The sequence below is a fragment of the Candidatus Dormiibacterota bacterium genome (assembly GCA_036495095.1).
Classification (GTDB): domain Bacteria; phylum Chloroflexota; class Dormibacteria; order Aeolococcales; family Aeolococcaceae; genus CF-96.
In genome coordinates, this window is sequence record DASXNK010000148.1 from 22136 (window position 1) to 35185 (window position 13050).

The 13050-nt window shown below is 73.8% G+C and carries 13 protein-coding genes; 9 read left to right on the forward strand and 4 right to left on the reverse strand.

All coding sequences use genetic code 11. The features are described 5' to 3' along the window. On the reverse strand, positions 1-687 hold the full coding sequence (locus tag VGL20_15290) for a ribonuclease HII (GenBank protein ID HEY2705046.1): 687 nt from the start codon (positions 685-687) through the stop codon (positions 1-3). 133 nt (positions 688-820) lie between these two features. On the opposite strand from VGL20_15290, the gene VGL20_15295 reads away from it, so the two are divergent. The 5 genes from VGL20_15295 to VGL20_15315 all read left to right on the forward strand — a co-directional run bounded on the left by VGL20_15295 (position 821) and on the right by VGL20_15315 (position 7203). Continuing rightward, complete coding sequence (locus VGL20_15295) at positions 821-1756, forward strand: hydroxymethylglutaryl-CoA lyase (GenBank protein HEY2705047.1); 936 nt, start codon at positions 821-823, stop codon at positions 1754-1756. Continuing rightward, positions 1749-3350 (forward strand): acyl-CoA carboxylase subunit beta, encoded by a 1602-nt coding sequence (locus VGL20_15300; GenBank protein HEY2705048.1) that lies wholly within the window; start codon positions 1749-1751, stop codon positions 3348-3350. Before VGL20_15295 ends, VGL20_15300 begins: the two co-directional genes overlap by 8 nt. Next, a complete protein-coding gene (locus VGL20_15305; protein HEY2705049.1) occupies positions 3347-4393 on the forward strand; it encodes an MBL fold metallo-hydrolase in 1047 nt (348 codons plus the stop codon). Before VGL20_15300 ends, VGL20_15305 begins: the two co-directional genes overlap by 4 nt. Before the next feature lie 170 nt (positions 4394-4563). Beyond that, entirely contained in the window at positions 4564-5826 is a 1263-nt protein-coding gene (locus VGL20_15310; protein HEY2705050.1) for a hypothetical protein, read from the forward strand. A gap of 231 nt (positions 5827-6057) precedes the next feature. Then, on the forward strand, positions 6058-7203 hold the full coding sequence (locus VGL20_15315) for a peptidase S8 (protein ID HEY2705051.1): 1146 nt from the start codon (positions 6058-6060) through the stop codon (positions 7201-7203). 60 nt (positions 7204-7263) lie between these two features. On the opposite strand, the gene VGL20_15320 is transcribed toward VGL20_15315, so the two are convergent. Then, positions 7264-8091 carry an alpha/beta fold hydrolase gene (locus tag VGL20_15320; GenBank protein HEY2705052.1) on the reverse strand — a complete coding sequence of 276 codons (828 nt, stop codon included), beginning with the start codon at positions 8089-8091 and terminating at the stop codon, positions 7264-7266. A 167-nt stretch (positions 8092-8258) separates the two neighbouring features. Here VGL20_15320 and VGL20_15325 point away from each other — a divergent pair, with 167 nt between their 5' ends. From VGL20_15325 to VGL20_15335, 3 genes are all read left to right on the forward strand, one after another. Continuing rightward, positions 8259-9398: an alanine--glyoxylate aminotransferase family protein gene (locus tag VGL20_15325; GenBank protein HEY2705053.1), complete on the forward strand. Its 1140-nt coding sequence runs from the start codon at positions 8259-8261 to the stop codon at positions 9396-9398. A gap of 119 nt (positions 9399-9517) precedes the next feature. Continuing rightward, complete coding sequence (locus VGL20_15330; GenBank protein HEY2705054.1) at positions 9518-10381, forward strand: zinc metalloprotease HtpX; 864 nt, start codon at positions 9518-9520, stop codon at positions 10379-10381. A 27-nt stretch (positions 10382-10408) separates the two neighbouring features. Continuing rightward, complete coding sequence (locus tag VGL20_15335) at positions 10409-11068, forward strand: DedA family protein (GenBank protein HEY2705055.1); 660 nt, start codon at positions 10409-10411, stop codon at positions 11066-11068. A gap of 13 nt (positions 11069-11081) precedes the next feature. On the opposite strand, the gene VGL20_15340 is transcribed toward VGL20_15335, so the two are convergent. Further along, positions 11082-11276, reverse strand: coding sequence for a hypothetical protein (locus VGL20_15340; GenBank protein ID HEY2705056.1), 195 nt, complete (start codon positions 11274-11276; stop codon positions 11082-11084). A gap of 89 nt (positions 11277-11365) precedes the next feature. Beyond that, positions 11366-11692 (reverse strand): zinc-ribbon domain containing protein, encoded by a 327-nt coding sequence (locus tag VGL20_15345; protein HEY2705057.1) that lies wholly within the window; start codon positions 11690-11692, stop codon positions 11366-11368. A gap of 170 nt (positions 11693-11862) precedes the next feature. On the opposite strand from VGL20_15345, the gene metK reads away from it, so the two are divergent. After that, positions 11863-13050, forward strand: a complete 1188-nt coding sequence (gene metK / locus VGL20_15350; GenBank protein HEY2705058.1) for a methionine adenosyltransferase — start codon at positions 11863-11865, stop codon at positions 13048-13050.

Genomic DNA, 13050 nt, shown 5'->3' on the forward strand with positions numbered 1-13050 from the left:
TCAGGCTCCGCCGGCGAGCGCCGGCAGCCTGCTCACCGCGATCCCGTCGAGGTCGAGCACGCCCTGCTCGGCGCCGCCGGAGCGGGACGGCGCGAAGCTGCGGCGATGGTGGGGGGTGACCCCCAGGGTGCGCAGCGCCTCGAGGTGCTCGCGGGTGCTGTAGCCGGCGTTGCGCTCCCACCCGTAGCCGGGGTGGCGCACCGCCAGGCGGGCGAGCAGGCGGTCGCGGGTGACCTTGGCGACCACCGACGCGCACGCGATCGCGTAGGAGAGGGCGTCGCCGTCCACCACCGCGGTGTGCGGTCCGACGTCGTCGAAGCCGGCGATGCGGCGCCCGTCGACGAGCACGTGGTCGTAGGCGCCGATGCGCCGCAGCGCCCGGCGCATCGCCAGATGGCTGGCGTGGTAGATGTTGATGCGGTCGATCTCCGCCACCGACGCCGCGCCCACCGCGACCACGGTGCGCCGCCTGATCTCCGCCGCCAGCCGCTCGCGCTGCCGCGCCGACAGCGTCTTGGAGTCGCGCACCCCGGCGATGCGCCGGCAGTTGGGGGGCAGCAGGCAGGCGGCGGCGACCACCGCCGAGCAGAGGCTGCCCATGCCGCACTCGTCGACGCCGACCACCCGCCGGGCCCCCGACTGCCACAGCGTCCGCTCCATGCGCAGCGTGGGGATGCTCGGCGCCACGGGCGTCATTGTAGGAAGGGAGAGGGGGCGGAGTTTGGCGACGGCGGCCAAGCCGACCCCGGCGGCCGCTCTGGTACGGTGATCGCGCCCCGATGCGGGCTCAGCCGTGCCCACCCTCCCGATGACGAACGAGATGAACCGCTCCATCCTCTGGACCGACGTGGGGCCGCGCGACGGCCTCCAGAACCTGTCCGGCACGGTCCCCACCGAGGTGAAGGTGCGCCTGGTGCGCGGCCTGCTCGAGGCCGGGGCGTCGCGGGTCGAGGCCACCTCGTTCGTGAGCCCGCGCTGGGTGCCGCAGCTCGCCGACGCCGCCGCCGTGCTCGCCGCCCTCGGCGACGAGGCGCCCGGACGGATCCGGGTGCTGATCCCCAACCTCCGGGGATTCGAGATGGCCGCCGACGCCGGCGCGAGAAACGTGCTGGTCACGATCGGGGCCACCGACTCCTTCAACCGGCGCAACATCAACCGCAGCGTCGCCGAGTCGCTGGACGACATCGCCGCGATCACCGCGGCGGCGGCGGCGTCCGGCTGCGTCGTCGACGTCGCCCTGTCGGTGTGCTGGGGCTGTCCGTTCGAGGGTGAGGTCGAGCCCCGGCGGGTGGTCGAGCTCTGCGCCGAGATCGCCGCCCGCGGCGCCGCCGAGGTGGGCATCGCCGACACCATCGGCGTCGCCGAGCCGGCGCGGGTGAGCGCGCTCTGCGCCGCGGTGGCCGCGGTGGTGCCGCCGGAGCGGCTCTCACTCCACGTCCACGACACCCGGGGCCAGGGGGTCGCCAACGTCCTCGCCGCGTACGCGGCGGGGGTGCGGCGGTTCGAGGGCTCGGTGGGCGGTCTGGGCGGCTGCCCCTTCGCGCCCCGGGCCACCGGCAACGTCTGCAGCGAGGACGCGCTGCTCGCGCTGCACGCGGCCGGGGCCGAGAGCGGTGTCGATCTCGACGCCTACTGCGCCGTGGCCGAGCGTCTCGGTGAGGACCTGGGCGTGACCCTGCCGGGGAAGCTGCACCGCGCCGGCGTCTGGCATCCCGAGCGGGTGGCGGCCGCCGCCGGTGGGGTCGCCGATGGCTGAGGCGCCTGCGCACCCCGTGCCCCCCGCCGCCGGCGATCCCCCCGTGCGCGTGCCCCACGGCGCCCACACCGCCGCCGACGTGGAGCGGCGCCTCGCCCGGGCCCGCGCCGGTGGCTCAGAGCGCGCCCGCCAGAAGCTCGCCGAGCAGGGCAAGCTCCCGGTGCGCGAGCGCATCGCCCGTCTCTTCGACCCCGAGACCGCCCTCGTCGAGGACGGGCTGCTCGCCAACTGCGAGGCCCCCGACCTCCCCGCCGACGGCGTCGTCACCGGCATCGGCGTCCTCCACGGCCGCCACTGCGCGGTGATGGCCAACGACTCCTCGGTGAAGGCGGGCTCGTGGGGGGCGCGCACCGTTGAGAAGATCGTGCGCATCCAGGAGACCGCCGAGCGGCTGCAGATCCCGCTCGTGTACCTGGTCGACAGCGCCGGGGCGCGGATCACCGACCAGGTGGCGATGTTCCCCGGGCGGCGGCACGCCGGGCGGATCTTCCAGAACGAGGTGCGGCTCAGCGGACAGGTGCCCCAGCTCTGCGTGCTCTTCGGCCCCAGCGCGGCCGGTGGCGCCTACATCCCCGCCTTCTGCGACGCGGTGATCATGGTCGAGGGCAACGCCTCGATGTACCTCGGGTCGCCGCGCATGGCCGAGGTCGTGGTGGGGGAGAGGGTCACCCTCGAGGAGATGGGCGGCGCCCGGATGCACTGCTCGGTGAGCGGCTGCGGCGACATCCTCGTCAAGGACGAGGACGCGGCCCTGCGGATCGCGCGCGAGTACCTCGCGTACATGCCGGCCAACTGGCGCGAGACCCCGTCGCCGGCGCCGCCACGCCCGCCGCTGGCGACCGCGAGGCCGATCGAGGAGGTGATCCCGCTGGAGGCGGCGCGCGGCTACGACGCCCTGGAGGTGATCCGCGCGCTGGTCGACGAGGGCTCGCTCCTCGAGGTGAAGCGGCTCTTCGCCCGCGAGCTGATCACCGGTTTCGCGCGCATCGACGGCCGCACGGTGGGCGTCGTCGCCTCGCAGCCGCGCTTCAAGGGCGGGGTGCTGTTCGTCGACTCCGCGGACAAGGGGGCGCGCTTCGTCACCCTCTGCGACGCGTTCAACATCCCCCTGGTCTGGCTCGCCGACGTGCCCGGGTTCATGATCGGCTCGTCGGTCGAGCGCCAGGGCATCATCCGCCACGGCGCCAAGATGATCGCCGCCCTCGCCGTCGCCAGCGTGCCCAAGGTGTGCGTGGTGTTGCGCAAGTCCTACGGGGCGGGGCTCTACGCGATGTGCGGCCCCGCCTTCGAGCCCGACTGCACCATCGCCCTGCCCTCCGCGCAGATCGCGGTGATGGGGCCGGAGGCGGCGGTCAACGCCGTCTACTACAACAAGATCCAGGAGCTCCCGGAGGAGGACCGGGCCGCCTACGTGCAGCGGCTCCAGGACGAGTACCGCGACGACATCGACATCTTCAAGCTCGCCGGCGAGCTGGTGGTCGACGCGGTGGTGCCGGCGCCGCTGCTGCGCGAGGAGCTGGCCGCGCGCCTCGCCGCCTACGCGTCGCGCCGGCGCACCCAGGTGCCCCGCCACCACGGCGTCTTCCCGGTGTGATCGAGGTCACCGGAGCGGCGCAGCTGCAGGCCTGGCGCGACGGGGTGATGCCGCCGGTCGAGGAGGTGCGTCCCCGCCTGTGGTCGATCCCGGTGCCACTGCCGAAGAACCCGCTGCGCTACGTCCTCGTCTACGCGCTGGAGTGCGACGACGGGATCGCCCTGGTCGACGCCGGCTGGAACACCGAGGAGGCGTGGGCCACGCTCGGCGCCGGCCTCCAGACCCTCGGCGCCACCATCGAGCAGGTGAAGGCGGTGCTGGTCACCCACATCCACCCCGACCACTACGGGCTCGCCGGGCGGATCCGCGAGGCGTCCGGCGCCTGGGTGGCGCTGCACCCCGCCGACGCCGCGGTGCTGCCGGAGCGCTACGAGGAGGTCGACGCGCTGCTCGACCGGATGGCGGAGCTCATGCGCTCGTGCGGCGTGCCCCAGCTCGAGCTCGACGAGCTGAGCTCCGCCTCGATGTCGATCCGGCAGTTCGTGGAGGTGACCCAGCCCGACCGTCTCCTCGACGACGGCGACGTGGTGCAGCTGGGCGGGCGCGAGCTGCGCGCGGTGTGGACCCCCGGGCACTCGCCCGGGCACCTCTGCTTCTACGACGCCGCTCAGCGGCTGCTGCTCGCCGGCGACCACGTGCTGCCCCGGATCAGCCCCAACATCTCGGTGCACGCCCAGCAGCGTCCCAACCCGCTCGCCGAGTTCCTCGACGCGCTGCAGAAGGTGCGCGGCCTCGACGTCGACGAGGTGCTGCCCGCGCACGAGTACCGCTTCCGGAACCTCGCCTCGCGTGTCGACGACCTGCTCGCCCACCACGCCGAGCGGCTGAGCGCCATCGAGGCGATGGTGGCCGCCACCCCGGGGATCACCTGCTGGAACCTCACCGTCGCGCTTCCGTGGTCGCGGCCGTGGTCGGACATCCCGCCGTTCATGCGCCGCGCCGCCAACGGTGAGACCCTGGCCCACCTGATGCTGCTGCTGGCCGCGGGACGGCTGGCGCGGCACGGCGGTGAGCCCTGGCGCTGGGAGCCGCCCCCCGCCTAGCACCGGGGACGCGGGTCGTGACGTCTGTGACCGGATCGCGACACCTGTGACCACATGTCACAAACGCACCGCGCACCACAAGGGAACCACACCTGCCGTCGTCTCCCTGTTCGGCCGGAGCCTCTCTCCGGACAACAGCGTGGGGTGCAGCCCACGTGGGGAACAGATCCATGAAGAGACGGATCAGCCTTGTGGTCGGGTCGGCGGCCCTTGCCGGCGCCACCGCGGCGTTTGCCATCGGCGGGACGCACGCATTCGCCGAGACGGCGATGTCGGCCTCGGCCTCGGGCCCGGTGTCGATGCAGCTCGACGTCGCCAGCCTGCCGGCGATCTCCGCCCCCGCTGTCGACACCGCGTCGCTCTTCGGCTCCGCGCAGTCGCTCGCACAGTCCCTCGGCCTGCCGCTGCCGCCGCTGCCCGTGGCGATTCCCGGCCTGCCGGATCCCAGCAGCGTTCTCAACGATCCCACCGGCTTCGTGACCGGCATGGTCAGCAACCCGATGGGCCTGCTGAACCTGGTCAGCGTCAGCTCGATCCTGGCTCCCGTCCAGGGCCTGACCGGCGGCGCCGGCAGCCTCGGCGGCGTGCTGTCGATGCTTCCCGATCCCAACGCGCTGCTCGGCACCATCCCCGGCGCTTCGGTGCTCCAGGGCCTGATCGGCAACACCGCGCTCTCCGGCGTGATGGGCACCGTGACCGGCGCCATCAGCGATCCGATGAGCCTGATGAGCCTCATCTCCGGCGGCCCGCTGGGCAGCGTGACCGGCATCCTCGGCGCGCCGACCAGCATCCTCTCCCTCGTGGGCAGCAACCCGACCGGCGTCATCAGCAGCACGCTCGGCACCGTCACGGGCCTCGACCCGACCGGCCTCCTCGGTGGCGTCACCGGTGGTGGCGGCTCGCTGGGGATCGCCAGCGGCCTCCTCGGCACCGTCGCCGGCCTCGATCCCACCGGCCTGGTGGGCGGCCTTCTCAACGGCCTCGGCGGCAACCCGCTGAACGCCGTGACCGGCCTCGCCGGCAACCCGACCGGCGCTGTGACCGGCGTGCTCGGCACCGTCGCCGGCCTCGATCCCACCGGCACCCTCCCCGGCGTGGTCGGCACCGTGACCTCGACCCTGGGCGGCGTCACCGGCGGCTCGGCCTCCGCGCAGACCAGCGCCGGCGGCTCCCAGGCCTCGATCAACCTCAACGTCCCGGCGGTGCCGCAGGTGACCCTGCCGGCGCTTCCCATGATCCCCTCGGTGGGCGGCCTGACCAGCACGGTCACGGGCACCCTCAACACCGTGACCGGCACCGTCAACGGCCTGCTGGGCTCGGTCACCCACGCGCTTCCCGTGTCGGTCCCGTCGGTCTCCGGCCTGACCGGCAACCTGACCAAGTCGCTTCCCGTCTCGGCGAACGTCTGCCTTCCGGTGGTCGGCTGCCTGTAGACGGGTGAAAGGGGGCCTCGAGAGAGGGGGACCCCGGAGCGAGGGGGGTGGGGCAATGCGCCCCGCCCCTCTCTTTCATTTAAAGCGCTGGCTTTTGCGGGGTTTGACGTTTTTGGAAGAGGCGCCCCACGTTGCGGCTGCCCCAGCCCCGCCACCGGGTCGGGAGTGAAGCTTGGAGGGATACGGGTGACGAGACGGGGGGTCCGCCGCATTGCCGGCGTGATGGTGTCGATGGGAGTGGCCCTGATGGGGATGCAGGGCGTGGCGCCGGCGATCGAGCCGGTGGCGGCGCGAGCGGCGTCCCCGGCCTGCGGCCCGGCCCCGGCGGGCACGGCCCGCTGCCTGGGGCTGTTCCTGCACTCGCCGGCGCGGCGCGCCGCGGCGCCCGGCGCCGGTCCCGCCGGGGGGCTGAGCCCGGCCGAGCTGCGCTCCGCGTACAACCTGCCCGGCGCGTCCGGGGCCCGGGGCCGCTTCGTGGCCATCGTCGACGCCTTCGACGATCCCAGCGCCGAGGCCGACATGAACGTCTACCGGGCCGCCTTCGGGATCCCGGCCTGCACCATCGCCAGCGGCTGCTTCCGCAAGGTCGACCAGCGCGGCGGCCAGCACCTCCCCGCCCCGGACGCGGGCTGGGCGCAGGAGATCAGCCTCGACCTCGAGATGGTGTCGGCGGCCTGCCCCGACTGCCGCATCCTCCTCGTCGAGGCCGACAGCGCCGACATGACCGCGCTGGGCGCCGCCGAGAACATCGCCGCCGGCTCCGGCGCGGGGGCGGTGAGCAACAGCTTCGGCTCCTCGGAGACCTCGGACCAGGTCGGCTGGGACCTCCAGTACTTCACCCACCCCGGCGTCGCCCTGGTGGCGGCCTCGGGCGACAACGGCTACGGCGCGATGTACCCGGCGTCCTCGCCGCTGGTCACCGCGGTGGGGGGCACCAGCCTGACCCAGGGCGGCGGCGCCCGGGGCTGGACCGAGAGCGCCTGGAGCGGCAGCGGCAGCGGCTGCAGCGCCTACGAGCCCAAGCCGGCCTGGCAGCACGACTCGACCTGCTCGCGGCGCAGCGTCGCCGACGTCGCCGCGGTCGCCGACCCGCACACCGGCGTCGCCGTCTACAACAGCTACCGGTCGGCGGGCTGGTCGGTCGCCGGCGGCACCAGCGCCGCGGCGCCGATCATCGCCGCGATCTACGCGGTGGCCGGCAACGTCCGGTCACTGGTCGGCGCCGGCCACGCCTATGCCAACGCCGGGGCGCTCAACGACATCACCCAGGGCAGCAGCAACACCCTGCTGTGCCTGTTCGGCGCCGCCTGCGGCCCCGCCGCCGGCTACGACGGCCCCACCGGGCTCGGCAGCCCCGCGGGGACCGCGGCCTTCTGACCCACACCAGCGACGGACGGATGGATCGACGGCGGGGGGAGCACGCGGCTCCCCCCGCCCTCAGCCGGCTCCGAGGGGGTGGGCGCCGAGGAAGCCGAGCATCCGGCCGAAGGCCTCCAGCGGGCGCTCCATCGCAAAGGCGTGGCCGGCGCCCTCGAGCTCCTGGTACTCGGCGCCGGGGATGCCCGCGGCCACCAGCCGGCCCTCCTCCACGGGGATGAGGCGGTCGGCGGTGCCGTGCTGCACCAGGGTGGGCATGGCGATCTCGCCGAGGCGGGCGGAGACGTCGAAGGCGCGACCGGTGGCGAGGTCGCCGATCGCCCGCATCGTCGCCAGCGCCTCCTCGGGTCGCGCTCCCGAGGCGGTGAGCAGCTGGCCGAGATCGCGCACCGAGGGGTTCTCGGCGAGGAAGCCATCGCTGAAGAGCAGCGGCAGCAGGCGGTCGAGGGCGGCCCCGGGGTCGGAGCTCATCTGCGCGGTGGCCTGGGCGAGCTCGACAACCTGGCCGCCGGCGGCGAGGTGCAGTGGCGAGGCGCTGGTGCAACCGAGCAGCAGTGAGCCCACCCGGTCGGGATGGTCGAGGGCGAGGCTGAGCGCGATCATCCCGCCCATCGAGACCCCGTGGACGTGGGCCCGCTCGACCCCGGCGGCGTCGAGCACCGCGGCGGCGTCGGCGGCCATGGTCTCGACGGTGTAGCCCTCTCCGCTCGGCCCGGAGCCGCCGGTGCCGCGGTTGTCGAAGCGGAGCACCCGGAAGCCGCCGAGCAGGGGCAGCATCGGCACCCAGGCGTCGCTGCTGAGGCCGAAGCCCATCACCAGCAGCAGCGGCTCACCCTCGCCCTGCTCCTCCCAGTGGATGCTCGCGCCGCTCGCCTCGGTTGTGGGCACCGCCACTCCTCCCTGAACCCGGGTCTCGCCGCCGGCGCACAGCGTAGGCCGGGGCGATGCCGGGCCGCGTCAGCGGGGCGGTGCGGACAGCACCCTCCCGGCCGGGAGGTGGTGATGGCCCGGTGACCGGTCGGCCACGACGTCCGTGTCTGCGAGAATCGGCGCTCATGACCGAGCCGCTGCTGATGATCCCCGGCCCCGTCCCGGTGCGGGCGGACGTCCTCGAGGCGCTGGCCGAGCCGGTGCGCAGTCACACCTCCGCCGAGAACGCCGCCGCGGTGCGGCGGGCCCAGCGGGGGATCCGCGGGCTGGTGGGCTCGGAGGCGGCGCTGGTCCACGTCTTCGCCGGCTCCGGGACGCTGGCGATGGAGGTGGCGCTGGTCAACCACGCCCGCTCCGGCGACCGGGTGGTGGTGTGCAGCGAGGGCTACTTCGGCGACCGCTTCGTCGAGATCGGCACCGCCCTCGGCCAGGAGGTGGTGCCGCTGCGCTCCGAGTGGGGGCGGCGGCTCGACCCCGAGGAGCTGCGCCGCGCCTGCGCCGCCGGCCCCGCGCCCGCCGTGGTCACGGTGACCCACGTCGACACCAGCACCGGGGTGCTCACCGACGTCGCCGGGCTGGTCGCCGCCGCCCGGGAGTGCGGCGCCCTGGTGGTGCTCGACGGGGTGTGCGCCACCGGAGCGGTGGAGGAGTCCATGGACGCCTGGGGCGTCGACGTGGTCATCACCGGGGCGCAGAAGGGCCTGGGCCTTCCCCCCGGCCTCACCGTCGCCGCCGTCTCCGACCGCGCCCGCGAGCGCCGCGCCGAGGTCGGCTCGATCGCCGCCTACTACGCCGACCTCCGCCGCTGGGAGCCGGTGATGGAGGAGCCCACCCGCTACTTCTCCACCCACGCCACCAGCCTCATCCGCGCCCTCGGGGTCTCGCTCGACGCCATCGAGGCCGAGGGGCTGGGGCCGCGCTTCGAGCGCCACCGCCGGGTGGCCGCGGGGCTGCGCGCCGGGATGGGGGCGCTGGGGTTGACCTCGCTCACCGAGGCGGCGGCGCTGGCCCCGACGCTCAGCGTGCTCGCCGTCCCCGACGGGGTGGGGGAGGCCGATCTCCGCGCCGGCATGGCCGCCCGGGGGGTGGTGGTGGCCGGCTGCCTGGGGGCCTTCGCCGGCCGCGGCATCCGCGTCGGGCACCTCGGCAGCGTCGGCGCCGCCGAGGTCGAGCGGACCCTGAGGGCGGCGGCGGACAGCCTCGGTGCCGACCCGGCGGCCGCGCTCGAGGCGGCCGGCGAGCACCTCGGCGCCCTCACAACCTGACCTCCGGCCCGCCGGTTTATCTGGAGGTCATCCTGCAGGGGTAATCTGCGGCGTGACGGGGTAGTCTCACGCCCGGATCCCTCTCATGTCCGGGTACCCCTCAGGAGCCCATCCGCACCATGTGGCAGAACGTCAAGACCGCCTTCCTCCTCGCCCTCCTCGACGGGCTCTTCCTGCTCGTGGGCGGTGCCATCGGGCATCGCAGCGGGCTGATCATCGCCGCCATCTTCGCCCTGGGGATGAACGGCATCGCCTACTGGAACAGCGACAAGCTGGCGATCGCCGCGGTCCGCGGCCAGGAGGTGACCCCCCAGCAGTTCCCGGCGCTGCACCGCATCGTCGACGAGCTCTGCGCCGCGGCGAAGATGCCGAAGCCGCGGGTGTACATCTGCGACGACCCCTCGCCCAACGCCTTCGCGACCGGTCGCAATCCCCAGCACGCGGCGGTCTGCTGCACCCAGGGCATCCTCAACCTGGTCACCGAGCGTGAGCTCCGCGGCGTGCTCGGCCACGAGCTCTGCCACGTCCGCAACCGCGACATCCTCACCGCCTCGCTGGCGGCGACGATCGCGATGGGGATCTCGTTCATCGCCCAGATGGGCCAGTTCGCGCTGATCTTCGGCGGCTTCGGCGGCAACCGCGACGGCGAGGGCGGGGAGTCCTGGGTGACGGTGCTGCTGCTGATCATCGTGGCGCCGATCGCCGCGACCATCATCCAGCTGGGGATCAGCCGTGCCCGCGAGTACCAGGCCGACACCTGCGGCGCCCAGCTCTGCCACGACCCGCTGGCCCTGGCCAACGCCCTGCAGAAGCTGGAGGCGGCGACCCGCCGCATCCCCATGCAGGTGGCGCCGGCGGTGGCGCCGCTCTTCATCGTCAACCCCTTCGGCGGCCGGCGGCCCTCCTTCGCCAACCTCTTCTCCACCCACCCGCCGCTCGAGGAGCGGATCGCCCGCCTCCAGCGGATGGCGCAGGGCAGCTAGCCGGTCGGGCCGGCGCGGCGCAGCCCCGTGGGCCAGGCCCTCACCTCCCTCGTCGACCACGTCGGCGTCCTCGCCTACGTGATCGTCCTGCTCGGCGTCGGCATCGAGTCGATGGGGGTGCCGGTGCCCGGGGAGACGGTGCTGATCGCCGGCGCCCTGCTGGCGGCGCGGGGCAACCTCGACCCGGCGCTGGTGGCCGCCTGCGCCTGCTTCGGAGCGGTGGCCGGCGACAACATCGGCTACCTCGTGGGCCGGCGCTGGGGGCAGCGCCTCGCCCGCGTGCCCGGGGTGCGGCGCATCTACGACGAGCGGCGGATCGCCGTGGCCCAGGCCTTCTTCCAGCGCTGGGGGGTGCTCGCCGTCTTCCTCGGCCGCTTCGTCGCCCTGTTGCGGATCTTCGCGGGCCCGCTGGCGGGCATGAACGGGATGCCCTGGCCGCGCTTCTTCGTCGCCAACCTGCTCGGCGGCGCCCTCTGGGTGGGCGCGGTGATGGCCGCGGTGCTGCTGGTCGGCGATCGCGCCGTCACCCTGGTCACCCGCTCCGGCTACATCGGCCTCGGCGTGGTGGTGGTCCTCGGCGCCGGCGCCTGGTGGTGGCACCGGCGCCGGAGGCGCCACGATCGGGAGGAGGGCGAGCGCCTGCTGCTCGAGCAGGCCCGCCGGGCCTCGGGCCCGGGCGGGAGCTGAGCCCGACGAGGGGCTAGCGGCGGCGGCGGGGGCGTGCGCCCCCGCCACGGCGGCGCTGCGGAGGGCCGCCCTCGGTGTCGTTGACCAGCGGACCCTCGCCCGCGGGGGCGATGCCGTCACCCTGGACGAAGACCTTCCGCGCGCCCACGTCGACGAGGTAGGCGAGCGTGGTGGCCCCGCTGCCGCCCGGGTCGGGCATCAGCGACACGTCCGAGATCACCCCCGTTCGGCGGCTGCCGCCGTACGGGAAGCTGACCCTGGTTCCGATGGAAAGAGAGGACGCGGGGAGATCCCCGCTCATCGAACTCCGGCCCGGAAGCATTCACTGCAGTACACGGGGCGGTCGCCGCGCGGGACGAAGGGCACCCGGGCGACGCCGCCACAGGACGCGCAGGTCACCTCGTGCATCTCGCGGGGGGCGCGGTCGCCGCGGGGGCCGTCGCCGAAGCCATTGCCGGCGCCACCACCACCGTTCATTCCCGCGGCCTTGCGGGCGGCGCGGCACGAGGAGCACCGCGAGGGGGCGTTGACCAACCCGCGAGAGGCGAAGAACTCCTGCTCACCGGCGGTCCAGATGAAATCCATGCCGCACTCGCGGCAGCGAAGGGTTTGGTCGACCGACACGCGCCTAGATCCTCCATCGGCGCGTAGCGGCGCCAGGGCTTTGAGACACAAAGACAATACACCCTGCCGGGGACGACTGCTAGCATCGTCACACAACCCTGGACAGGAGCGGGCCGAACGGCGCACAGGGCGTCGCGGTGGCCGCCGGTGGGGGATGGGAGACACCTGCCATGCGCACTCCGCGACGCAACCTCTTCACCTCGGAGTCGGTCACCGAGGGACACCCGGACAAGATCGCCGACCAGATCTCCGACGCCGTCCTCGACGCCGTCCTCTCCAAGGATCCGCTCGGACGTGTCGCCTGCGAGACGGCCCTGACCACCGGCACCGCCCTGGTCTTCGGCGAGATCACCACCGACTGCTACGTCGACATCGCCCGGGTGGTGCGCCAGACCATCCGGGAGGTCGGCTACACCCGCGCCAAGTACGGCTTCGACTACGAGACCTGCGGGGTGCTGGTCTGCATCGACGAGCAGTCGCCGGACATCGCTCAGGGGGTGAATGTCGGCGGCGCCGGCGACCAGGGGATGATGTTCGGGTTCGCCTGCGACGAGACCCCCGAGCTGATGCCCGCCCCGATCCAGCTCGCCCACCAGCTGGCCCGCCGGCTCAGCGAGGTGCGCCGGTCGGGGACCCTGCGCTGGGCACGGCCCGACGGCAAGACCCAGGTGACCGTCCAGTACGACGACGCCGGCCGGCCGCGCCGGGTCGACACCGTGCTGGTGAGCGTGCAGCACTCCGAGGACGTCAGCAACGAGCAGATCTTCGCCGACGTCCAGGAGCATGTGGTCACGCCGGTGATCCCCGCGGCCTGGCTGGACGGCGACACCAAGCGCTACGTCAACCCCACCGGGCGCTTCGTCGTCGGCGGCCCGCAGGGCGACGCCGGGCTGACCGGCCGCAAGATCATCGTCGACACCTACGGGGGCTACGCTCGCCACGGCGGCGGCGCCTTCAGCGGCAAGGATCCGACAAAGGTCGACCGCAGCGCCGCCTATGGCGCCCGCCACGTCGCCAAGAACGTGGTCGCCGCCGGGCTCGCCGCGAGGTGCGAGATCCAGCTCGCCTACGCGATCGGCGTGGTGAAGCCGGTCTCCGTGCGGATCGAGACCTTCGGCACCGAGCGGGTGCCGGTCGACCAGATCGCCGCCCTCGTCGAGGAGCACTTCGACCTCTCGCCGATCGGGATCATCAGCGAGCTCCAGCTCCGCCGTCCCATCTACCGGCAGGTCGCCGCGTTCGGCCACTTCGGTCGCAGCGACCTCGACCTCCCCTGGGAGCGGACGGATCACGCCGCCGACCTCGCCGAGGCGGCGGGCACCGAGCCCCTGGTGACCGGCGTGCTGGCGGCGGTCTGA

Coding starts and splice junctions, on each gene's coding strand:
- metK (HEY2705058.1), top strand. CDS start 11,863: ATGCGCACTCCGCGACGCAACCTCTTCACCTCGGAGTCGGTCACCGAG.
- VGL20_15300 (HEY2705048.1), top strand. CDS start 1,749: ATGGCTGAGGCGCCTGCGCACCCCGTGCCCCCCGCCGCCGGCGATCCC.
- VGL20_15310 (HEY2705050.1), top strand. CDS start 4,564: ATGAAGAGACGGATCAGCCTTGTGGTCGGGTCGGCGGCCCTTGCCGGC.
- VGL20_15315 (HEY2705051.1), top strand. CDS start 6,058: ATGGGAGTGGCCCTGATGGGGATGCAGGGCGTGGCGCCGGCGATCGAG.
- VGL20_15295 (HEY2705047.1), top strand. CDS start 821: ATGAACCGCTCCATCCTCTGGACCGACGTGGGGCCGCGCGACGGCCTC.
- VGL20_15330 (HEY2705054.1), top strand. CDS start 9,518: ATGTGGCAGAACGTCAAGACCGCCTTCCTCCTCGCCCTCCTCGACGGG.
- VGL20_15325 (HEY2705053.1), top strand. CDS start 8,259: ATGACCGAGCCGCTGCTGATGATCCCCGGCCCCGTCCCGGTGCGGGCG.